Origin of the sequence: Phormidium sp. CCY1219 (assembly GCF_035615515.1) — a bacterium.
Taxonomy (GTDB): Bacteria; Cyanobacteriota; Cyanobacteriia; order Cyanobacteriales; family Laspinemataceae; genus CCY1219.
In genome coordinates this window covers 1-21,513 of record NZ_JAJENT010000880.1, presented here as the reverse complement: position 1 = coordinate 21,513, position 21,513 = coordinate 1, and the positions used below count along the sequence as shown (strand labels likewise).

General features: G+C 49.3%; 18 protein-coding genes. 10 read left to right on the top strand and 8 right to left on the bottom strand.

The annotated features are described in order from the left end of the window. Positions 1-654 precede the first annotated feature (654 nt). From LKK83_RS28860 to LKK83_RS28850, 3 genes are all read right to left on the bottom strand, one after another. The gene (locus LKK83_RS28860) at positions 655-1,845 is read right to left on the bottom strand and encodes a TRC40/GET3/ArsA family transport-energizing ATPase (protein ID WP_324634914.1); all 1,191 of its coding nucleotides are present in this window, start codon (positions 1,843-1,845) and stop codon (positions 655-657) included. Positions 1,846-2,074: 229 nt separating this feature from the next. Next, the gene (locus LKK83_RS28855; protein WP_324634913.1) at positions 2,075-2,476 is read right to left on the bottom strand and encodes a DUF2358 domain-containing protein; all 402 of its coding nucleotides are present in this window, start codon (positions 2,474-2,476) and stop codon (positions 2,075-2,077) included. 361 nt (positions 2,477-2,837) lie between these two features. Beyond that, positions 2,838-4,073 (bottom strand): DUF4912 domain-containing protein, encoded by a 1,236-nt coding sequence (locus LKK83_RS28850; protein WP_324634912.1) that lies wholly within the window; start codon positions 4,071-4,073, stop codon positions 2,838-2,840. A gap of 638 nt (positions 4,074-4,711) precedes the next feature. Here LKK83_RS28850 and LKK83_RS28845 point away from each other — a divergent pair. After that, complete coding sequence (locus LKK83_RS28845; RefSeq protein ID WP_324634911.1) at positions 4,712-4,837, top strand: hypothetical protein; 126 nt, start codon at positions 4,712-4,714, stop codon at positions 4,835-4,837. 47 nt (positions 4,838-4,884) lie between these two features. Here LKK83_RS28845 and LKK83_RS28840 read toward each other — a convergent pair whose 3' ends face one another. After that, positions 4,885-7,176, bottom strand: a complete 2,292-nt coding sequence (locus LKK83_RS28840; protein WP_324634910.1) for an IMS domain-containing protein — start codon at positions 7,174-7,176, stop codon at positions 4,885-4,887. A 515-nt stretch (positions 7,177-7,691) separates the two neighbouring features. On the opposite strand from LKK83_RS28840, the gene pdhA reads away from it, so the two are divergent. Beyond that, positions 7,692-8,723 carry a pyruvate dehydrogenase (acetyl-transferring) E1 component subunit alpha gene (pdhA, locus tag LKK83_RS28835; RefSeq protein WP_324634909.1) on the top strand — a complete coding sequence of 344 codons (1,032 nt, stop codon included), beginning with the start codon at positions 7,692-7,694 and terminating at the stop codon, positions 8,721-8,723. Between the two features lie 455 nt (positions 8,724-9,178). Here pdhA and LKK83_RS28830 read toward each other — a convergent pair whose 3' ends face one another. The 3 genes from LKK83_RS28830 to LKK83_RS28820 all read right to left on the bottom strand — a co-directional run bounded on the left by LKK83_RS28830 (position 9,179) and on the right by LKK83_RS28820 (position 11,330). Next, positions 9,179-9,313, bottom strand: a complete 135-nt coding sequence (locus LKK83_RS28830) for a hypothetical protein (protein WP_324634908.1) — start codon at positions 9,311-9,313, stop codon at positions 9,179-9,181. 293 nt (positions 9,314-9,606) lie between these two features. Further along, on the bottom strand, positions 9,607-9,966 hold the full coding sequence (locus LKK83_RS28825; RefSeq protein ID WP_324634907.1) for a hypothetical protein: 360 nt from the start codon (positions 9,964-9,966) through the stop codon (positions 9,607-9,609). 191 nt (positions 9,967-10,157) lie between these two features. Beyond that, complete coding sequence (locus LKK83_RS28820; protein ID WP_324634906.1) at positions 10,158-11,330, bottom strand: FAD-dependent oxidoreductase; 1,173 nt, start codon at positions 11,328-11,330, stop codon at positions 10,158-10,160. Between the two features lie 275 nt (positions 11,331-11,605). Here LKK83_RS28820 and argS point away from each other — a divergent pair, with 275 nt between their 5' ends. The 5 genes from argS to LKK83_RS32465 all read left to right on the top strand — a co-directional run bounded on the left by argS (position 11,606) and on the right by LKK83_RS32465 (position 16,760). Then, positions 11,606-13,363, top strand: coding sequence for an arginine--tRNA ligase (gene argS / locus LKK83_RS28815; protein WP_324634905.1), 1,758 nt, complete (start codon positions 11,606-11,608; stop codon positions 13,361-13,363). 265 nt (positions 13,364-13,628) lie between these two features. Next, on the top strand, positions 13,629-14,438 hold the full coding sequence (locus tag LKK83_RS28810) for a sulfite exporter TauE/SafE family protein (protein ID WP_324634904.1): 810 nt from the start codon (positions 13,629-13,631) through the stop codon (positions 14,436-14,438). A gap of 290 nt (positions 14,439-14,728) precedes the next feature. After that, on the top strand, positions 14,729-15,517 hold the full coding sequence (locus LKK83_RS28805) for a sulfite exporter TauE/SafE family protein (RefSeq protein WP_324634903.1): 789 nt from the start codon (positions 14,729-14,731) through the stop codon (positions 15,515-15,517). A 398-nt stretch (positions 15,518-15,915) separates the two neighbouring features. Beyond that, a complete protein-coding gene (locus LKK83_RS32470) occupies positions 15,916-16,365 on the top strand; it encodes a Uma2 family endonuclease (protein ID WP_442957385.1) in 450 nt (149 codons plus the stop codon). Between the two features lie 2 nt (positions 16,366-16,367). Beyond that, on the top strand, positions 16,368-16,760 hold the full coding sequence (locus tag LKK83_RS32465; protein ID WP_442957384.1) for a hypothetical protein: 393 nt from the start codon (positions 16,368-16,370) through the stop codon (positions 16,758-16,760). A gap of 274 nt (positions 16,761-17,034) precedes the next feature. On the opposite strand, the gene LKK83_RS28795 is transcribed toward LKK83_RS32465, so the two are convergent. Next, positions 17,035-17,199: a hypothetical protein gene (locus LKK83_RS28795; RefSeq protein WP_324634902.1), complete on the bottom strand. Its 165-nt coding sequence runs from the start codon at positions 17,197-17,199 to the stop codon at positions 17,035-17,037. Between the two features lie 389 nt (positions 17,200-17,588). Here LKK83_RS28795 and LKK83_RS28790 point away from each other — a divergent pair, with 389 nt between their 5' ends. The 3 genes from LKK83_RS28790 to LKK83_RS28780 form a co-directional block, all read left to right on the top strand. Further along, positions 17,589-17,804 (top strand): hypothetical protein, encoded by a 216-nt coding sequence (locus LKK83_RS28790; protein ID WP_324634901.1) that lies wholly within the window; start codon positions 17,589-17,591, stop codon positions 17,802-17,804. 365 nt (positions 17,805-18,169) lie between these two features. Continuing rightward, a complete protein-coding gene (locus LKK83_RS28785) occupies positions 18,170-18,337 on the top strand; it encodes a hypothetical protein (protein WP_324634900.1) in 168 nt (55 codons plus the stop codon). Positions 18,338-18,438: 101 nt separating this feature from the next. Beyond that, the coding region (locus LKK83_RS28780) for a calcium-binding protein (protein WP_324634899.1) at positions 18,439-21,513 on the top strand (3,075 nt) is incomplete at its 3' end.

Here is a 21,513-nt window from a genome sequence, read left to right as displayed (position 1 = left end):
GACTATTCGGCTGCGGATCGCATCAAGCAACAGACCTGCTATATTTCACCACCACCACGCGATCGGTGGAAAAAAACTGTCCCGATGAGCGGAATAGTTTTTTATCCCTAGTCCAACTCCAGGGACGGAAAAAAAACATAGTGATTAGCGCAATGGTTATTTATCCCTAGTCCAACTCCAGGGATGGAAAAAAACATAGTGATTAGCGCAATGGTTATTTATCCCTAGTCCAACTCCCAGATATGGAAAAAAACTGTCCCGATGAGCGGAATAGTTATTTATCCCTAGTCCAACTCCCAGATATGGAAAAAAACTATACCGATGAGCGGAATAGTTTTTTATCCCTAGTCCAACTTCCAGATATGGGAAAAAAACATAGTGATTAGCGGAATAGTTATTTATCCCTAGTCCAACTCCAGGGATGGGGAAAACTGTATCGATGAGCGGAATAGTTATTTATCCTGTAGCGCGCCATCGGTGAAAAAGCCTATCGCGATCGCGCCATAGTTATAATATTTTGATATGGGTAAGGTAGAGAGTTTTTCTCCTCGGAGGTGCAAGCGCGGTAATAATTATTCGGCTACGGATCGCATCAATCTGAGAAAGGCTATATAAAAAAGCGGTTTTCAATGGGGAATTGAAAACCGCTCGATGTTAAACTTTTGCCGTTTCAGCAAAGCGAATTTTCAAATAATCCTCTTCCATTTTCGCTCCGCATGGTTGCAATGCTGCTAATGCCTGGGGCAGCACTAAGTTGCGCCGATGGTTGCCAATCCGGATATTAAGTTCATCTGCGGTTTTGCTCAGTTCGATTTTGTCTTTGGCGATTCCCGGTAGATACAGTTCTAGACTGTACTGATTTTGGTCTTGAATAACTCTAACGGTGGTTTCTTTGTAATAGACATCGGTGGGGTCTTCCGAGTCTCCAAACAGGGTATTTTTCAGGCGTTCTAGGGCGTCTAAACCGCACATTTCTTCAGAATAAAGCGGCACTTCTTTGACGGGAAGCGGACGGAAGTTTTCGTGAATTTCTTCTTTATGTTGCTGTTGATTTTCTTTCCAGCGCTGGAAAAACGGGTCGGTAACGGTATCGGGGATAATCCGATTAGCGATGACTAAATCGGTGGCCACATTGTATAGGCTCAAGTAAGCGTGAGCGCGTAAGGATTCTTTAATCACCATTTTTTCGGGATTGGTGACTAACCGCACCGAGGTTTGGGTATTGTCGGTTAAAACCCGTTCGAGTGCTTCAATTTGTTCGTAAAATTCATAAGGGGCATCCATCACATCTTTATCGGGTAAGGAAAACCCGGCAATGGGTTTAAAAATGGGTTCGACTAAGGGTCTGAGGGCGACGGAAATGCCTTGCAAGGGTTTGTAAAAGCGTCTCATGTACCAACCGGAAACTTCCGGCAAACTGAGCAAGCGCAGTGCGGTGCCGGTGGGGGCGGAGTCAATAATTAAAACGTCATATTCGCCTTCGTCGTAATGGCGTTTCATCCGCACCAAACCGAAGATTTCATCCATTCCGGGTAAAATGGCGAGTTCTTCGGCTTGTACGCCTTCGAGTCCTCGCGCTTGCAGGACTTCGGTGATATAGCGCTTCACGGATCCCCAGTTGGCTTCTAACTCGATTAAGGCGTCGAGTTCGGCTCCCCACAGATTGTCTCGCACCTTGCGCGGTTCGTGGGCGAGTTCCATATCGAAACTATCGGCGAGGGAATGGGCGGGATCGGTGCTGAGGACGAGGGTTTTATAGCCGAGTTCGGCACAGCGCATTCCCGTGGCGGCGGCGACGGAGGTTTTGCCAACTCCGCCTTTTCCGGTCATTAAAATTAAACGCATGAAGGTTTCAGTTTTGTCTGAGAATTTGTTTACACCTCTTTACTTTAACGGGTTTTTCTGGGTAACTGCGGCTACAGGGGTTTTTCTCCGGGGAATGGGTGGGGAGTTCAGGCGGGCGATCGCCTATCTATGGCCGGGGTTGGCTTCTCGTTTAACTGAGGTGGGCGGGCAATTTTCGCACCTAAGTGACGCGATCGCCGCTCAATTTTCCCGTCTTTATGGCTGCTTCTCATTTTGCGCCGGCGGTGGGGGACCGGGGGAAAAACAGTTGTTTGAGTACATCGAGGCGCGAGATATCCCAGTAGTCAATATGGGAAATAATTTGCGACTCGCGGTTAAGTTTTAACTCGCTGGTGCCCGGAATGGAAATTCTCGGTTCCCAGGGAACTGGTGCGGTCCAGTGCAAAGTCCAGCGGGTTTCGATGGTATTGTCGCGACGGCGAATATCGTGCAGGTCCATTTGCACATCTTTAAACCACTTGCTGATGAACTCGATGGTTTGCTCATAGCGATCGCGGCCCCGAAATTCGTTCATCGGGTCTTTGAAGTACACTTCTTCGGTGTAAATGCTGTAGGTTTGGTTCTCGGGAAACCGCTGATAATCTTGTTTGAGAATCTGAATAATATCCATCTGGCTCTCGTCCCGTGGCTTTGCGCCCTCAATTTCGGCAAAATTCCCCGTTAGGGGTTGACAAATGATTTAAAATGTGGTAATAAATTATGCTACCCCAGTGGTCGGGTACCCGTCCCTCGGGTGAGAGGGATGGGCGGCGAATGGGGTCAAGGGCGATCGCCCTCGGCCCGCATCGACTAAGGTTCCACTTCAGCATTTTGGTTGCCGATTTAACTTTTTCGAGCGACTTGTCTTTTATAAAATAACAATCCCCCGAGTAACCTCGGGGGATAGGGTTAGTTGGATTGAGGGTGAAGGAGAAGGGTTGGCTCGAAGCGGGACAAACGTTTCTCCCTCATCCTTTCCCTGGTAGTGGGAGTTATGCCAGCCACTCTTCCACGGCTTCTTCTTTGGTGTTGGTATTGCGGGAAGGAGTTTCGCGATTGAAGGTCATGTGAATCGAGCGGCTTTGTTCGCCATCCGCAGCAACGGCGACGATCGGGTAGTCGATGTTGCCATCTTGGAAAGACATTTGGAAGCGGAAGGTGCCATCGGGATTGAGTTTGATGGGACGTCCGCCCACGGTGACGGTAGCATCCGGTTCGGTAGCCCCGTAAACGATCAGTTCAGCATCGGCCACCAGCCAGAATTTGCGCGGACGGATCGGCGGTGCGGAGGCGGAGAAGCCGACGCCGGACATGCCCACACCAGACATGGTGAGACCGGACATAGTTGGGACTGCCCACATGCCCACACCGGAGGGGAAGACATAGGAGCTGACGGCTTGGGAGGGGTAGGCGGAACCGGGGACATGCTGCATGGAACCGAACACAGAGCCGGCCACCCGTTGCGCTTCGGCACCTTCTGCCATGCCGAAGATTTCGTCGTAGATGGGGTTGGCGGTTGCTGCTGCGGCTTTTTTGCTGGGGGGAACCAGTTCCAGGAAGGTTTTGCCCTTCAGGTCTTCTTCCCAGTCAACGGTGATGAATTGGTCTTCGATCCAGTCGGAGGGATAGACCGGGGGAGTGTGGACCGGGGTGGAACGGGCTAACACCAGCCAGCGACCATCGGCGCAGCGGTAGCCAATATCCACGGCATAGTCGCGATCGCTCACCGGAATCGGCAGATACCATTCCCGGGCCAGTTCATCGGAGGGATATTCCTGGATGCTGTGGGGGCTTTGGTATTCCAGGTTGATGTCGGTGACATCGTACAACCGCAGGGCGAGTTGCTGACCGCCTTGGCGACGCAGTTCTTCTTTGTGTTCGTTGGGGATATCCCAGTAGGTGTAGGCCCATTGGGGGTCGCGGGGTAGCAGCACGATCCGGCTTTCGCCATAGCCACTGGGCAGATCGCTGAGTCCTTCATCAACCGAGGCGAGAGTCCCTCCGGTGCGGTCTTCTTGTCCCAATTCAAATTTTGCTGCTTCCACTTCTTCCTGAGCCTCCAAGCTACGAGTTTGTTCGACAGAAATTTTGGTGCGTTGTTTTTCTTTGATTGCTGCCAGAAGTTGCGATTTCCGCATCCGGCTGTATCGGGAGATGGCATATTCGCTGGCGACTTTGCGAAGTTGCCGCAGTGTCATCTCTTCTAAGGGGGGGCGTTCTTTCGCCATTGTTACTGTGGCCTCCTATTCGGCTATACGACAGTTCGATCGCTTGGCCTACATCTCCTCGCGGGGACGCTCTGTGGCTCGAAGCGGGTCTCGACCTGCATTTTCTTAATTTGAGCCTTGGTGTTGGATCGCGGATCTAGTTTTTTGACTGGAAAATCAATTGCGGTCGGGATAGAAAAATACTGAATTGAAACTGGGGTCGCGCAGTTGCGAGGTTCTCGCGCTTTGCCCGGGGGATGGATTGCCTTGTTGTGGCAATTTGCCCGAGGCGTGGGGTGGCGCGATCGCCCCTTAGCGGCGCTCGAATCACCTGGCGCGATCGTCTGGGCTTGCATTCTCCCAAGCCGTCCCAACAGGTGGGCGCTTGGGGATGCTCGTCTGAAGAGTCAGGCTAACTCTGGCGATTTTTTTCCCACTCCCCCAGAGGCGGAGACGAGAAACGGTAAATCCACAGATTTTTTTTGGGATCGTTGGGATCGCGTTTCTTACCTCCCATGTTGCAGAAAACTCCCGATTCGGTCAAGGGGGTATAAGGGTTGATTTTCAGGGGTTTGACGGTTTTATGGGCAACTCGGGGATCGGAATGTCAGGGAATTTTGACATTAGGCGGAAAACGGGATCGCCTTCTCTGGGTCAAAATGTCAAGATTTCCTGACAAACCGCAAAAAGGAGCCAATTGCTCTGGGGTGCCAAGGGTGCGATCGCCGATGGTGGGGCAAACCGCTACGATAAAACCCCCGGACTGCGATGAGTCAGGGGGTTAGGAAAAGTTGAGGAACCGGGGGCGATCGCGCCACCAACTGGGATGAGCCTATCGGAGAATTTCCCAGTCCCGGATGCGCCACTGTCCATCGGTGCGAACCAACTGATACTGAACCTGCAAATTGTCCTCGCGCTGGCGAGTTTGCTGACCGTTTTCAAACAATCGAGCCGCTTCGCTGACCTCAACCACCACGGTGCCGCGATTCGGATCGGTTTCGCTAGCTTGCACGTCAGCCTCGACCAGATTGTGGTCGTATTCCCAATACCAATTCTCCTGGCGAGCATTTTCTGCCCGTTGCTGCCACACCGACAGGGCCGGATCCATAAGAATTTCTTCTAATTGCTCCACTTGATGCTCCGGACCGAGGGCCAGGGATTTAATCGATAACCATTTCTGAATAATGCTTCGACCAAGGGCTTGATTGAGCGGGCCGCCCATATCCACCAGGGCGTCGCTATCGGAAACTGGCATTGGCACGATCGCCTCGTGGAGGGCGATATCGAGCTGCTCTCCTTTCAAAGACGGACCCCTTTGAAACAGACCGGCGATCGCGCCAAGCAGCAACCACAGAAGCAACAGACCCAGCAGACCTCCGACGCCAAGCAAAATCAAGCGGTCTATCTTCATTCCTTTGAACCGTCCCGGAATCCTGCCTGTTCCGCGTCTGGTGCTACTGCGACGGGGTGCGGGAGGCGCTGTGGGTTCGGGGGCGCGAACTCTGGATGCCACGGGCAGGCGGCTGCGATCGTCCCCTCGAGCGCCGTTGGCGGGGGGGTGTTGCGAATGGGACTCGGCGATCGCTGGGTCGGGGACGCTGTTCGATCGCGCAGACTCCGGGGGAGGGCTGGTGCGAATGGCGGTGGGCAAGGTGGCCACATTCCCCGTGGTGGAAGAAAGTCGCGAGGAGGAAGAAACCCCATTGGCAGAGCCGTTTTTGGCTTGCAAGGTGGTAAAGGGGGATTGTTTGGGGGTGGTTGGTTCTGGCAAACCCACGGTGAGGGGGGTGGGCGGCGGTGGCACCACCATCCACTCGTTCTCTTCTTCGGCATTCGTGTCGGGTAGGGCTTCTAAATACCCTTGCACCTGCTCGTCGGCAAAATAATCTTTCAGGGATGCCTGGGCTGATGCCAAATCCCGAAAATGGGGAAAGACTTCTGCTTGCATCCAGCGCTCGCCATACAGACACAATCCGGGCAACAAGTCCGGCGAATCTTCGGAATTGGCGCGAATAAAGGCGAGGGTTTCCCGTTCCTGGGTGAGTTCGAGGGCTTGAGCGGCTTCTTCGGTTTGTCCCAGCAGCAGGGCGCAGACGGCTTGTTCCAGATGCACGTCCTGACGCCGCCCCAAGTGGGTCAGCAGCAGTTTGGCGCGCCGAATCAGGGCGGGTTGTCGCTCGGCAAACCCGCGCGCCACTAAGGCATACACGGCTAGATAGGTGGCCACGGCTGAGGGCCGACGGGCTTCGGCTTCAAACAGCTCTTGCTGTTCGGCGGCAGTTAGATGGCTGCGAAGTTGTTGAATGAAGCGCAAAAAGTCATCTACGGACAAGCCGGAGCGATCGTCTCCGGTGCCGTCTATTCCGCCCCGTTCCTCTAGCATGTCTTGCAATAACTGCAATCCGTGCTGTCGCTGCTTGAGTTTATTTTCCGGCAGGGCTAATAATTCTAAAATCCTGTAGGGACGAAGTTTGTAGAGGTCGGCTTGCATTTCTCCGCGCACCGAGGGGAATAATCCTTCGCGCAGTAACAGTTCTTGTCCGGTTTCTAAGGAGACGGCGGCATTTTCATATTTTCCTTGCTGCCATTGTTCTCGCCCCAGTTCTAAGCAGGCGAGGGCAAGGGTTAATACGATATCCGGAACCACCAGGTTGGGGTCTCCAAATTTCCCGTTTTTCAGGCTGATGTTGTTGGCGCTGAGGGTGGGTAGTCCCAGTTTTAACACCAGTTCGTATTCTCCGAGTTCTTGGAGAATGAGCAAGGCTCCGATCGATTGCTCTGGGGCAATATCCAGGCTCGGGGTATGGGGATCGAGGTAGGATTCCGGGGTCTCCTCGCCAGCGTTGGGTGCCTGTGTTTCCTGCTCTGACTCGAAGTCGTAGGTTTTGGTCAAAAATGTGGCATCGTATTTTTGCCGCTCCTGCGGATCGCACAGGACGGCATAGGCTTCATCGATTAGCTGTTTGCGAGCATCAGTGGCTACCTCGGAATATTCCCGCCGAGGCAGTTGCTCTTTGCGATCGCGATGCGCCTGCTTCAGTTGTTCAGCATAGCCAGGGGTTTCGACCCCAGGTACCTGAATCGGCAGGCCGAGAATCCGGTAATAATCAAGTGGCACTAGCACAGTCTACTTCCCCTGCTTTATGAGCAACCAGACAAACTGACAGCAGTTCCTATAAACGACTAAAATAGTGCAATAATTATAGTCCCTAGTCTCTATCATAAAAGGGATTCAGTTTATCGTCTCTGAATCCTTGACTCGCCATCAAAGGAGCCAGTCATGGTTTCGCGTCACCATCAAGATGGCGAGCAAGCGCCCTGGGTACGTGGTTGGATGTATGATAAGTCTTTGCCTCTATTTAACAAGGTCTGAGTAGAACCGTCAAATCTTCCCCCGATTGAGGCTTCCGGCAGGGAGGAGGCTTTCATCGGCTGGCAGGGGCGCGGGGTAATGGACACTTTTTGGCCGGTTCTGTGGCTCAGGCAAGACTCTCGATTTCCCCAAGATGGTACGATATCCTTTACCGAAAAGGGTTTGAGGGATTCAAGAGTAGAAATTTTCCCGCTTATTTGCCCTCGCGAGATGAAAATCATTTGCGAGAAAGCAATGGCTGCTTATTATTAGGTCAGGAAAAATCAATGATTCAGGAACGGACTGCACCCACTTTTGACGCAACATCAGTAGACCTCTCTAAAGATGAGGGTCTGATGCTTTATGAGGATATGATGTTGGGGCGCTTGTTTGAAGATAAGTGCGCTGAAATGTATTACCGAGGCAAAATGTTTGGCTTCGTCCACCTCTACAATGGGCAGGAGGCGGTGTCCACCGGGACGATCCGCTCGATGCGACGGGATGCGGATTTTGTCTGCAGCACCTATCGCGATCACGTCCATGCGTTGAGTGCGGGGGTGCCGGCAAAAGAGGTGATGGCGGAGTTGTTTGGCAAGGAAACCGGGTGCAGTAAGGGTCGCGGCGGCTCGATGCACATGTTCTCTGGCGAACATCGTCTGCTCGGTGGCTTTGCTTTTGTGGCGGAAGGTATTCCGGTGGCGACTGGCGCGGCGTTTCAAAGCAAGTACCGTCGGGAAACGATGGAGGATGAATCTGCCGATACGGTGACGGCTTGTTTCTTCGGGGATGGTGCCTGCAATAACGGTCAGTTTTACGAGTGCTTGAATATGGCTGCACTTTGGAAGCTGCCGATTATTTATGTGGTGGAAAATAATAAGTGGGCGATCGGGATGGCTCACGAACGGGCGACTTCGGAACCGGAAATTTATAAGAAGGCGGCTCCTTTTGGCATCAAGGGGGTTGAGGTGGATGGTATGGATGTGTTGGCGGTTCGCGCTGCCGCTCAGGAGGCGATCGCTCGCGCTCGTGCCGGTGAAGGCCCTACGGTGATCGAAGCCCTGACTTATCGCTTCCGGGGTCACTCTCTGGCAGACCCGGATGAATTGCGAAGCAAGGAGGAAAAGGACTTCTGGCTGTCTCGCGACCCGCTTAAACGCTTGGCGAAATATCTCGAAGAGCAAAATCTGGCTACGCAAGAGGAACTTGACGCGATCGAGAAGCAGGTGCAAGAGGTGGTCAATGAGGCGGTGGAGTTCGCGGAAAATAGCCCGGAACCCGATGCAAGCGAGTTACGCCGCTATGTGTTTGCTGAAGATTAATCCCTCACCCTTCTCAAATGCTCTGGTTTTAAGTTAACCTCCGAACCTTCTGCGGGACAGGGTATGGTGCCCTGTCCCCTCTTTTATGTCTGTTTTTCCCCGGCATCTGAATCTCTCCTGAGGCCGGTGCGGGGTGGCTCGTGGGGGAATACTGACGCCGTGGGTGCCCCCGGATTCGATGGGCGGTTCAATTGCATCGCGGACTATTTTGCGATCGCGATTCCGGGGGAGTGCAGTTCCGAGGGATCCGCAAGGGCGATCGGGTGCTGACCTCCTGTATGGGGGCTTTTTCTGCCCCCCAGTCTGACCCACTTCGGGGGTCGAGGGGCCTGGAAAAATTCTCTGGGCATATTAATTCAAAAAAAAAGTTGAAGTAATTCTCCCACCGAAGGAAAAATAGGTTATAACTAAGAAAGTTTCCGTAGATTCACGTAGGCGGCGAAGGAAAATGACCCCTAAAATCGTTTTCCTCGCGCAGATGGAGCCGACAAGTCAGTATTTTTACTGATTTTGCGGCCAATTTTTGCAAAACCCTTGACATATTGTCCTGTTTGAGGTACAGGAAATGTTGGAAGTTCTTTTTTATTCATTGGTGGTCTCCTATCTCGCGATGTTGACCCGGGCGACCTTTGGCGATACAAGAAAGCGAATGTAACTCGGTGCCCCGATCGCGCCGAGGTACAGTTCTATGCGTACTCTCTGTTCCTTTCTCCCAAGCCCTGGAGGTTGTCAAGTGTTTATCCAATGATATGTTTGTGCAAAAAATTCGGGGACAAGAAACGTCCTCAAATCAAAGTTTGACCGCAATCGGTTGGATCGCGGTCAAGCTTTCTGTACCATAGAATCTTCTCTGGGAAATGGCAGGGAATCCATTGAGAGGAGCCTAGGGCTTCTCACTCCCTTGTTGCACGAATTCTTTCGCTTTTTCTATCAAACCCGGTTGGGCTTGTTCTTGTTTGTATTGAGTCAGGTTTTTTTCATAGATTTTTTCTTGCCCTTCTAAGGTTTGTGCGTCTTCGATCGCTTCTTGGTAGGCTTCTTCGCGACTCTTAAACCGATCCTCTCTGTTATTGTTATCGAGGTTATATTCCTCTTTCACCATCTTCGTATCCAACCCGGTGGCGGCGTAACTGGGCCGATCGCCACAGAACGTGCCGGCAAGGGTGAAGATAAATGCTAACACACACAAAAGCGCGATCGCTCTGCGTTTGGCATCACCGAACACTGCAAAAATCCGCTGCATATAAATGACCTCAAGCTGTTTTAAACGAAGTGTCCTTTCGGACAACTCCCGTGCCTAAGCTGCATCGTAAGCGGCGATCGCGCCTCCTTACCTCTACCGAGAGATAGATTAACCCACAGAATTGGTTAAAAATTGCCACATTGCAGGCATTTCGCCGCTCATGGCTGTTTTTGCAGTATTTTTCTGCGGCGTTACCCGCGATCGCCGCTCTCGGGTAACCGATTGAACTGTTGCACGAAGCGGCGATCGATCCAATCTTTCAACCACCACAGGAGACGAGACGGTCCGACTCCCAAACCGCCGCGCGCCGCGATCGCTTTTCCAGTGCCGGTACTGAGTAACGTGAGAAATCGCGGTTGCGGTTTGTAGGGTACCAGCGGTTTCCCTTCTAACCTGCGAATCAAGTTTTTATACAGCGGTTTCCCCTGTCTCACGGCGAATACGCCGGCTTTCGGGCGCGGATTTTTGACCATTGTGGCAACATCTCCCGCCGCAAAAATATCATCGCGGTTCAACGATTGTAAATATTCATTCACTTGAATAAATCCCGCCGCGTCAGTGGCTAAACCCGATGCGGATATCCAATCGGCACCGGCGGCGTGCGTTACCCAAAAAACCTCATCGCACTCTACTCTCAAACCCGAATCACAGCTAACCTGAATTCTCCCGTTTTCTTGCTGTTTTAACGCAGTAACCGTTTCGCCTAAATGCAGGTTTATGCCGCGTTTTTCTAGGACATTTTTTAATGTTTTTCGGGTGTATTGATTTTTCTGAGTAACTAGGGAATTGCCGCGATGAAATAAGTGACGTTCGAGGTTTTGAAAATCTGCCGGGTCGAGCAGGCGACGCAGGCAGGCATCCACGGCTAACATTAATTCTACACCACCAGCACCTCCGCCAACTACTGCAAAGCGACGGGGTTTTTGCGGCGATCGCCGGACTTTTTCTAAAATACCATTCCAGCGTTCTAATAACTGGGGAACGGGTTTGGCGGGGATGGCGTATTCTGTTGCGCCAGGTACGGATTCCTGGGCGGGAGTGCTGCCAATATCGATGGATAAGACATCAAACTCCACTGGGGGAAAATTGGCGCAGATAACCCGATTGTTTTCTAAGTCGAGGGCGATCGCTTTATCGGCTAAAAATTCTGCCCGGGCAAAATTCGTCAGGCGATCGAGGTCGATATGGGCTTCCTCAAAGCGGTAAAATCCGGCGATATAACCGGGTAACATGCCGGAATAGGGGGTATGAACGCGATCGCTAATTAATGTGATGGAAACGTTGGGGCGGGGATTCATGCCCCATTCTTTCAAGGCGATCGCATGACTGTGACCCCCACCGATAAAAACCAGATGTTTTTTCATGGACTTTCAACTCGGTAGTACGATAGAATTGGTTTTGATTGTAGCCCAAATTTCTCCTTCTCGGGCGTTGATGTCCTCGGGGTAAAAAACTGGGGAAAGTTCAGCCAATCGTAGAGAGGCGATTAATCGCGTCTTTACAGCAACAGATTTGCGTCATCAACCGGGTTTATCGTCCCTTTTCTGTTATCCTGAAGCAAACCCCAGGGAATCGGCTACTTTGTTTTTCAGCCCTCCGATGATATAATAGAAGTTTGCTACTTTTACAGTTGTACCGTATGACTTCCACCCTCGAACGGCTGAAAACCAACGTTGAAAACGCATTAGTCGCCGCCTTTGGAGAAGAGATGGCGGGGACTGACCCGTTGTTAGTCCCCGCAAGCAATCCTAAATTTGGGGATTATCAATCGAATGTGGCGATGTCTCTGGCAAAACCGTTAAAGCAAAAGCCTCGGGATATTGCTGGGAAAATTGTGGAAAATTTGGATGTTTCCGACTTTTGCGAGGCACCGGCGATCGCTGGACCTGGGTTTATTAATTTTACCCTGAAAACCGAGTATTTGGAAAGCCAATTGGCGACAATTGCCGGCGATGAGCGTCTGGGTGTCGAACCGGTAGAGCATCCGCAGCGGGTGGTGGTGGATTTTTCCAGCCCGAATATTGCTAAAGAAATGCACGTGGGACACCTGCGATCGACCATTATCGGCGATAGCATTGCCCGGATTTTAGAATTCCGGGGTCACGATGTTTTGCGCCTCAATCACGTGGGGGATTGGGGCACCCAATTTGGAATGTTAATTACCTATTTGCGCGAAGCATTTCCCCAAGCACTCACTACCGCCGACGCTTTGGATTTAGGCGATTTAGTTGGGTTTTACAAAAAAGCGAAAAAGCGCTTCGATGAAGATGAAGAATTTCGCGAAATATCCCGTCAGCAAGTGGTGAAGCTGCAAGCCGGCGATGCGGAAGCAATTCGCGCTTGGGAACTACTGTGCGAACAATCTCGCCGCGAGTTTCAAAAAATTTACGACTGGCTGGATATTCAGCTTAAAGAACGCGGCGAATCGTTTTACAATTCCTATCTTCCGCAAGTGATAGAAGAATTGGATAAAGCGGGTTTGCTGGTGGAAGACCAAGGGGCAAAATGCGTCTTTCTCGAAGGATTTACTAACAAAGAAGGACAACCTCAACCGTTAATCGTGCAAAAGTCTAATGGTGGCTATAATTATGCTACCACTGACTTAGCTGCCCTGCGCTATCGCATCGAAAAAGATAAGGGCGATCGCATTATTTACGTCACCGATATGGGTCAAGCAACCCACTTCGCGCAAGTGTTCCAAGTGGCGACTCGCGCCGGCTGGATTCCCGAAAATATTGAGGTGGTTCACGTTCCCTTTGGATTGGTTTTAGGCGAAGGGGGGAAAAAACTCAAAACGCGCGAAGGCGAAACCGTTCGCTTGCGCGATTTGTTGCATGAAGCTGTCGATCGCGCCCGGGCAGATTTAGAAACCAGATTGAAAGAAGAAGGGCGCAGCGAAACAGAAGAATTTATCGATCGCGTCTCCCAAGGCGTGGGAATCAGTGCGGTAAAATATGCCGATTTGAGTCAAAATCGCACCAGCAGCTATGTCTTTAGTTATGACAAAATGCTCTCCCTACAAGGCAATACCGCGCCGTATTTGCTTTATGCTTACGTGCGGATTCAAGGCATTAGCCGCCAAGGAAATATCGATTTCCAAAATCTGGGAGAAAACCGCCAAATTCAATTGCAAGAAGAAACCGAACTGGTGCTCGCCAAACATTTACTCAGTTTGAATGAAGTGCTGCAAACCGTAGAAAGAGATTTGTTGCCCAATCGTCTGTGCGAGTATCTCTATCAATTGAGCAAAAAGTTCAACCAGTTTTATGAAAACTGTCCGGTTCTACAAGCCGAAGAACCCATGCGAACTTCCCGTTTGATGTTGTGCGATTTAACGGCAACCACCTTGAAATTGGGATTGTCCCTGTTGGGAATTAAGGTATTAGAACGCATGTAATTTTTTCCCTTTAACTCGTTCCCAGCACATGCTGGGAACGCACAGCTTGAGGCTCTGCCTCAAATAGCAATGGTCGGCAAAATTACACATTATTTTACTTGCCTAACAGTGGGGAGGCGGAGCCTCGGGAAGCCCGTCCCCAGGCGGAGCCTGGGAACGAGAAAAGAGTGTAATTTTGCTCGTAAAATCAGCAAAAAAATCCTTTGATTACTTGAAATAATCCCCAATTAATGGTAAAATAGAAAAGCGTAATTAAATCCAATCCATGATGAATCCAGAACCGATGACTTGGGCGTTACTGTTGTTATTGGGAACCTGTACGGGGGTGTTGGGCGGAATTTTTGGCCTGGGTGGGGGATTTTTGCTCGTGCCGATGCTGACCCTGTTAGGATTTCCCGTGATAGAAGCGGCGGCGACAAGTTTAGTGGGGGTATTTTTGACCGCATTTTCTGGCAGTTTGAGAAATGGGTGGATGGGGGAACTGAATTGGCGAGAATCGGCACAAATTGCCTTATTTGGAATTCCGATGGCGCAGGTGGGTGCATGGATGGGCGATCGCATTCCCGATGCTTGGTTGGGATTGTGTTTTGCCTTGCTATTGTTAAGTGGAATTTATCTGATGAGTCTGCGCCAAAACCTCAGCGATCGCCAGCAGTTGGAAGAACCATCGGAAGAGGTGGAACCCCCGGAAAAGTCCGTTCCTCGCCCCTGGAAGTTTGCCCAAATTGGGGCAATTGCTGGGGTGATGTCGGGATTATTTGGAATTGGTGGCGGGTTAATTATTGTCCCACTTCACCTGTTGTTAATTCGCGAATCAATTCAAACTGCAGTGGTCGCCAGTTTGGGCGCAGTAGTGCCGATCGCCGCCTCTGGTTTAGCGCAACATGCCTGGAACCATCGGGTGTTATGGATGCCCGGTTTGTGCATCGGTATCGGTGGAATGATTGGCGCTCAAATCGGCACTCGCCTGTTGCCCAAACTCAGTCCTTCTCTGGTGAATCGAGTCTACCGACTGGTGTTATTTGGGATGGCACTTTATATGATAGGGCAAAGTTTTGTTAAGGGACTGGTGTAAGGATTTTAACCGCAATAATTTGCCGCGATCGCAGTTTGGAGGTGAAAAAAATTGCTCTCTGGTTTGATATGATAGTTAAACGCGAATAAAAAGCACACAAAGAACCCGAATAAAAAGCGGGGGATTGAAATCGCGCCTAGGCAAACAAAGTCCGCATGACAAGGACTAATGCTTCTTGATTGCTATTCCTCCAGATGGGAGATGAGGCAAAATATTTACTCCTGTAGGGAGTTTACGAATCGCCAACAATCTGCTATATTATAACTCGCACAGCCCCGGAAAATACAATAATGGAATCGGCTATTTCTTCAATTTTATTCTTTCTTCTCGGCATTGCCACCGGAACTTTGGCGGGTCTTTTGGGAATTGGCGGTGGTTTGCTGATGGTTCCGGCACTCACCTTGTCAGGGGTGGCAATCGATCGCGCGACTGCAACCAGTTTAGTGGGGGTTTTTCTCAGTTCCGTGTCTGGGAGTTTCCGCAATTGGCGTAGCGATCGCTTAAACTGGAAAGCGTCTTTGGGATTGGCGGTGGGCGGGATTCCCACGGCGCAATTGGGCGCTTGGTTGGGCGATCGCTTGCCGAGTTTGTGGTTATCTCTCAGTTTTGCCGCCCTGTTGCTGGTGTCGATTTATTTGATGGGTTTGCGGCGCAAAATGCAGCAAACGGAAACCGGCGATCGCGCGGATGATGAGGAGAATGCCACCCCTTCCACTCAACCTCTCAAAGCGATCGCGATCGGGTTGCTGGCAGGTTTGCTGGCGGGGTTGTTCGGTGTTGGTGGCGGTGTAGTGATGGTTCCCCTGCAAGTGATTGTGCTACAGGTGCCGATTAAACAAGCAGTACCGATTAGTTTGGGTGCGATCGTGCTAATTTCTGCATCCGGTTTACTCCGCCATGCCTATCAGGGCAATGTGTTGTGGTTCACCGGGTTAGGCATCGGGATTGGCGCAATTGTCGGCGCGCAAGTGGGCACTCGCTTGTTACCTCGCTTACCTGCAAAAATTATCACCTTGCTGTTTAGAGCGTTATTGCTGGGATTGTCGATTTCGATGATTTGGCGCGCGATCGGCAGCTAACCAAAAGCGAGTGATATCACATGCGGTGAATGAGCGATCGCAGTGGGCGATCGAATTCGCGCCTGGGCAAGAAAAAGCGATCGAAATCGCGTCTGGGCAGAAAAAGGCCGGCGATTGAAATCGCGTCTGGGCAGGCACTAGCGTAGCCCGCGACAGCGCTATAGTCCGCCTACGCGGACTCTTTTTTTTCACATCATATCAGTCGGTTTTCAACCGACTTTAGCTATTAGCCGGGGACTTGCAGTCCCCGGGGGGCTGGGGCTATTTTTTTACCATAATGCCTCCAGATTTGAGATGAGAACACTGCCCACCCGCCATCGAAGGAGGAGAAATTTGATAAACTATAGGGGTGCGACACTGCCGCATTTTCTCACTATACCTAATAAAAGAGTGGATATATGACACCGAAGAAATACCCGATCGAACAAACCGATCCGCCGCGATCGCCCAGAGAAACTTTGCCGACAATGTACGATTTACCTAGCGAAAATCCGGAGTCACCCGGTTTGCCCGATGAATTTCACGACCTACAACCGGAATTACTGCGTCTGACGTTTCAACCTCCCAACTATCCACCCGGAGAAATCTTTGTCGGTACTGACATGAACCTCTATTATGATGTGCGTCACTCTAACTGGTATAAACGACCAGATTGGTTTGCCGTAGTGGGGGTGCCAAGATTGTATGACGGCACGGATCTGCGATTGAGTTACGTAATATGGCAAGAAGGAATCAGCCCTTTGGTGGTGGTGGAGTTAATTTCTCCCGGTACGGAAAACGAAGACCTCGGACAAACCACGCGCCAACCCAACCGCCGACAAAATGGGAAGTTTACGAACGAATTTTGAAGGTGCCTTATTATGTGGTTTTCGAGCGCTATACGAATCGACGGCGAGTTTTTATACTAAACGGCGATCGCTATCGATCGGTAGAATTCACGGAACCCCGAATTTGGATTCCCACCCTAGAGTTGGGAATCGGGTTGTGGGAAGGTGAATATCAAGGCATCGATCGCCTGTGGTTGCGCTGGTATGACGCAGGGGGGAACTGGATTTCCACGCCCCAAGAACTCGAAGCGATCGCCCAACAGCAGGCACAAATCGCCCAGCAGCAGGCACAAAGCGAACGTCAACGCGCCGAAACCGAACGCCAACGCGCCGACGCAGCAGAAGGGCGACTACAGGAGATACAACGGCGGATGCGAGAGTTAAGAATCGATCCCGATACTCTTGGCGAAGGATAAATCCAGTTGAAGCGATCGCAGTTTCTGGAGTCTTGAAATTGCGATTGTATAGATTTATAATAAACCTAACTATTCAACAAAGCATAGGGATAGAGTCAAAGTCACGATGAATGTAACCGAACTTAAAGTGAATTTACCTCAAGGAAATTTTACCCGCACTTGGCGATCGAAGTCTAATTCCTCCAGAAGTTGAGCTGGAATTTGGAGTTTTTTTAGCTTGGCTGAGGGTAGAAATTAGAACAGGCCATCGCTGCTTTCATGTAGAGACACCCATTTATGGCGTTTCCCACGTCATCCACCCACAGATAACCCATAATAATCCCATCGCCCCCTTGCCAAACTCGCAGACAAATCCTCCTTGGATAAAATCGCCGCCTCTATTGCATAATTCACGATTTGATTGCCAATAATCCGCCACGATTAATCCTTTATCATTCAAAATTATCCGCCGATAATTCGCCAATTATCGCTTGTATGTAAAAAGTAAAACGTTACCGTTGCGGTTGCCCCTGTGTCCACTGCATCCCTCGCCAATTGCGTAATTTAATCAATTGATTTTTGCGTCAATTTCAATATTTATCTCATATTTACCTAGTTGTACGGTTGTCAAATGACACGAATAATCCATTGATTTACAAATATTTATTTTCAAAAATTTGTTGCAGAATAAAAATTGCGTGATATACTGATGTCATCATTTAAAAAGTAAAGGAGTTCGCCAGAAAAATCAGCATTTTATCGGAATTACTCCGAATATAATCCAAACGGATAGCCCTACTGTTATGTAAACAGTGTAACAGTTTTACCGGAAAATCATCCCTCTGCCGGTTGATTTTCACTGCCCGATCGCACTTCCAATTAAACGGTTTAAACTCCAGTGCGATTCGCGAAAATCCCCCCTTGCGCTGGGGTCAAATCGTTACAAATTACGAAGTTGTTTTTCTAACGGAGTGGGAAGTGCCTCATGTAGAGACACCGATTTATCGCGTCTCCGCCACCCATCCACCCGTCTTTGACAGTCCACTTTTGCCGACGGTAACGTAAAGTTTTGTAACAAAATTCGACTTTTCCCGTAAAAAAAGCAAAATCCACCAGACATAGCTATAGAGAACCAAATAGAAGGCGATCGCACCCTGAACCCAAATCAGACGGATCCCCCTAAATCCCCCTTAAAAAGGGGGACTTAACCACCCACTCCGGTTCCCCCCTTCCCAAGGGGGGCTAGGGGGGATCCTCCGGAACTTCAGACGGATCCCCCTAAATCCCCCTTTTTAAGGGGGACTTGGAAATCCACTCCGGTTCCCCCCTTCCCAAGGGGGGGCTAGGGGGGATCCTCCGGAAATCTGACAATAAGCCCGATCGCCCGACAGACCCCAACCGTGATGCTGTTTGTAGCAAGGAGTACGTTTATGAGTCTCATGCCTCGACGACAAGCGATCGCCCATCGCCAACTTCCGAAAAAATTCCCCCAAACCTGCGCCAGCGTAGGGTTACACAAGCGATCGCCCAGTGGAATTTTCTCCCAAAACCTGCGATCGGTGCATAAAACTCCCCCAACCTTCCCATTAAATAAGTAGATCCCACGATCCGGGGTGGGATTAATCTCCCGTCGGGTGTTGCGATCGAACACACACCCAAAAAACAGCCCACACCATCAAACAAAAACGAGGATAGAACCATGTTGAATACCAACTTTGCCAACTCCACTCACGCCGCCTTAGTAGAAGAGTCCCTGAAAAACGCCTACAACACCTTAAGCGACTTCGCCAACCGTGAAGAATTTCTCCTCAAAATCCAAACCGCTTTTGGCGAAACCTTCCATGCCGATAAATTAGAAGGGTTACGGCAGCAGTGGATTGCCGGAGACTTTGCATCACTTCCGCAAATCGAAATCCTCACCGGAACCCAACTCAGTGGCGCAAATGCTGCTTATGCCGGGGAAAATAATACGATTTACTTCTCGGAAGACTTTCTGAGTCAGTATGCTGATAATCTTTCCGCCATTAACAGCGTGTTGTTGGAAGAAATCGGCCATTATGTGGATTGGCAGATTAATGATGAGGATACCCCAGGGGATGAAGGGGAATTGTTTTCTAATTTGGTGCAAGGGTTTGAGTTGAGTGAGTCTCAGGTTCAGGCGTTGCAGGGTGAGGATGATGCGATCGTTTTGAAGTCAGATATTAATTTCACGGAAAACTTTTTAAAGTTAGAAGCAGATTTAGAATCAAGCGATGGTTGGAATTACACTCCTTATAATTGGGACGCTGACAATGCGGCTGACCTTGTATATGCAGCTATCATCGAAGAACGAGGACAAAGCAAAGTTGTTTACATGAACGGAATCTGGAATACATATGATGGTGCCAAACCTGGGGCTGAAAACCTTCAAAATACATTTAATATTGATCTGTCATTAAAAGATTCATTTGATTATCAATTCGTTTGGAATCCAACCAAAGATGGAGATATGGGCTTCGGTGGACTTTTGTCTTTTCAAATTCAAGAACAAATTGATAAATTCAATGATGTTGTTAACGAGAAGTTATATGATTATACTATTAAAAAATATGAAAAAAAAATAGAGGAAGATCCGAGTTTACTTGATTCACTGACCTTGGAAAATGCAGCCTACCTTCAAAAATTGAAATTGATTTCCGATGATTTGTTGGATTGGGCATCCTTAATGAAAATAGACGCACTAAATATTGTTGATTTTTTCGATAAATATGGAGGCATTGATAATTTTATAGAATCTCTTGATACTTTTGAGGATGTAGATAGTGATATCGCTGAATTTTTTATTCAGTATCTTGATAAGAAACCGGCTACAGTAAGTGAACAGGTTAACGAAGGAAAAGCAAAAGAAATTAAAAAACTTCAAGAAGAAGAAGATATTGAACAAGGTGCATGGGTAAATGAAGCTATTTTATGGTTGGCAAAAAACCCACGAAATAGTTTACAATTACTGGCTCACTCACAGGGAAATCTGTTTATTGAGGATGCTCTGAATAAAATCATTGAAGCCGCTCCAACTAACTTATCAAGAATTCAAGTAATAGGATTTGCTTCTCCAACTAATTATTCCCAAGTTAAATCAGAACATTCCGATCTAGAGATTGAACTTATAGAAAAAAACGGTTCTGATTTTGTTCCTGATTTGCAGATTGATGCCAACGTAAGTTACAAGAAAAAATTTCAGAAATTTTTTGGTGATTTTTTGACAAGAGATATTCCTTTGGGAGTTGCGGCTGGATTGAAAGATCATACATTAAAAGCTAATTTAGAAAATGAAGATTTAGTGTTTCAAGCTCGTTCAAGTTTCAGTTCTTTCTTTGACAGCAAACAACATCATTATGACGGTTATCATTTTAATGATACATCTCCAACAAGTTTGTACCAATCAACTCATGAAGGTTATGCTTGGAGCGACTACATAGAAGGCTGGGGAGGTCAATCCCAGACTTTTATAGCCAAAGCAGGCAATGATGTAATTCGCGCCAAAGACCAGAACGATGTCTTAATTGGTGGTTCTGGATATGACTTTTTAGACGGAGGCAAGGGAGTAGATATTGCAGACTACTCAGATCCAGGAGAACAAACTAGCCCCATTGTAGTTGAATACTCTTCAAGAGCAGGCTACGACATTTATACGGTAGTAGATAGTCGCGGTCATCAAGATGTTCTTAGTAGTGTTGAAGTTATTCTTGGAACCAGCTACCAGTATTCTGGTTTTACTGGGCCAGTACCGCCTGGAACTCAACTTTTTGCAGATCGAATGTCTGGTGGGTACGGCACCGATATTTTTCTGGGTCTAGGTGGTAACGACAATCTGTTAGGTCATGATGGATGTGACTTTTTAGACGGGGGTAATGATGCCGACTTTATTGATGGTGGAGATAAATCGGACATAATAATAGGTGGTGAAGGCAAAGACGAAATCTATGGTGGTTCTGGAAAGGATGTTATATATGGAGATCAACAAGAACTACAAGATGATGACGGCGATATTATAATAGAAGCTAGTTTTACATCTTTTAGCCGTTCTATTTATGCTGAAACCTCCACCACAAACTTGGTTAACGAAAATTCTCTCAATATTAATGAGTTAAGTTCATCAATTCAAAATTTTGACCCTAACGGTTCGTATGAAGATAAAATTTCTGGTGGAGAGGACGCAGATAAAATCTATGCAGGTTTTGGCAATGATACTGTTTCCGGTGACGGTGGTAGTGACTTAATTTACGGAGATTCAGGAGACGATCGCATCTCCGGCGACGGTGGAAACGATCGCATCCAAGGCAACCTCGGACAAGACAACATCTCCGGAGGCGACAACGAAGACACCATCCAAGGAAACGAAGACAACGACATTATTTCCGGGGATAATGGCAACGACTACATCGAAGGTAACACCGGCGATGACAGTATCTCTGGTGGCAACCAGGATGACCAAATCTTCGGCAACGAAGGCGAAGACAACATCACCGGAGATGCCGGTCAAGATAACATCGAAGGCAACGACGGCAACGACAGCATCCAAGGCAACGATGGTCTCGACACCATCTCAGGCGGCAACGCCAAAGACACCATTTCCGGCGGCAACGACAGCGATCAAATCTTCGGAGATGCCGGAGACGACAGCATCACCGGAGATGGCGGCGACGACTACATCAGTGGTGGCGACAACAACGACATTATCGCAGGCAACCTCGGCAACGACAGCATCCAAGGAGATGCCGGAGACGACAACATC

Excerpts from the sequence above, each read along its gene's own strand:
- LKK83_RS28810 (WP_324634904.1), top strand. The coding sequence starts at position 13,629 with ATGATGAATCCAGAACCGATGACTTGGGCGTTACTGTTGTTATTGGGA.
- LKK83_RS32470 (WP_442957385.1), top strand. The coding sequence starts at position 15,916 with ATGACACCGAAGAAATACCCGATCGAACAAACCGATCCGCCGCGATCG.
- argS (WP_324634905.1), top strand. The coding sequence starts at position 11,606 with ATGACTTCCACCCTCGAACGGCTGAAAACCAACGTTGAAAACGCATTA.
- LKK83_RS28830 (WP_324634908.1), bottom strand. The coding sequence starts at position 9,313 with ATGAATAAAAAAGAACTTCCAACATTTCCTGTACCTCAAACAGGACAA.
- LKK83_RS28820 (WP_324634906.1), bottom strand. The coding sequence starts at position 11,330 with ATGAAAAAACATCTGGTTTTTATCGGTGGGGGTCACAGTCATGCGATC.
- LKK83_RS28860 (WP_324634914.1), bottom strand. The coding sequence starts at position 1,845 with ATGCGTTTAATTTTAATGACCGGAAAAGGCGGAGTTGGCAAAACCTCC.
- LKK83_RS28805 (WP_324634903.1), top strand. The coding sequence starts at position 14,729 with ATGGAATCGGCTATTTCTTCAATTTTATTCTTTCTTCTCGGCATTGCC.
- LKK83_RS28855 (WP_324634913.1), bottom strand. The coding sequence starts at position 2,476 with ATGGATATTATTCAGATTCTCAAACAAGATTATCAGCGGTTTCCCGAG.
- LKK83_RS28850 (WP_324634912.1), bottom strand. The coding sequence starts at position 4,073 with ATGGCGAAAGAACGCCCCCCCTTAGAAGAGATGACACTGCGGCAACTT.
- LKK83_RS28825 (WP_324634907.1), bottom strand. The coding sequence starts at position 9,966 with ATGCAGCGGATTTTTGCAGTGTTCGGTGATGCCAAACGCAGAGCGATC.
- pdhA (WP_324634909.1), top strand. The coding sequence starts at position 7,692 with ATGATTCAGGAACGGACTGCACCCACTTTTGACGCAACATCAGTAGAC.
- LKK83_RS28845 (WP_324634911.1), top strand. The coding sequence starts at position 4,712 with ATGTCAAGATTTCCTGACAAACCGCAAAAAGGAGCCAATTGCTCTGGG.
- LKK83_RS28785 (WP_324634900.1), top strand. The coding sequence starts at position 18,170 with ATGAGTCTCATGCCTCGACGACAAGCGATCGCCCATCGCCAACTTCCG.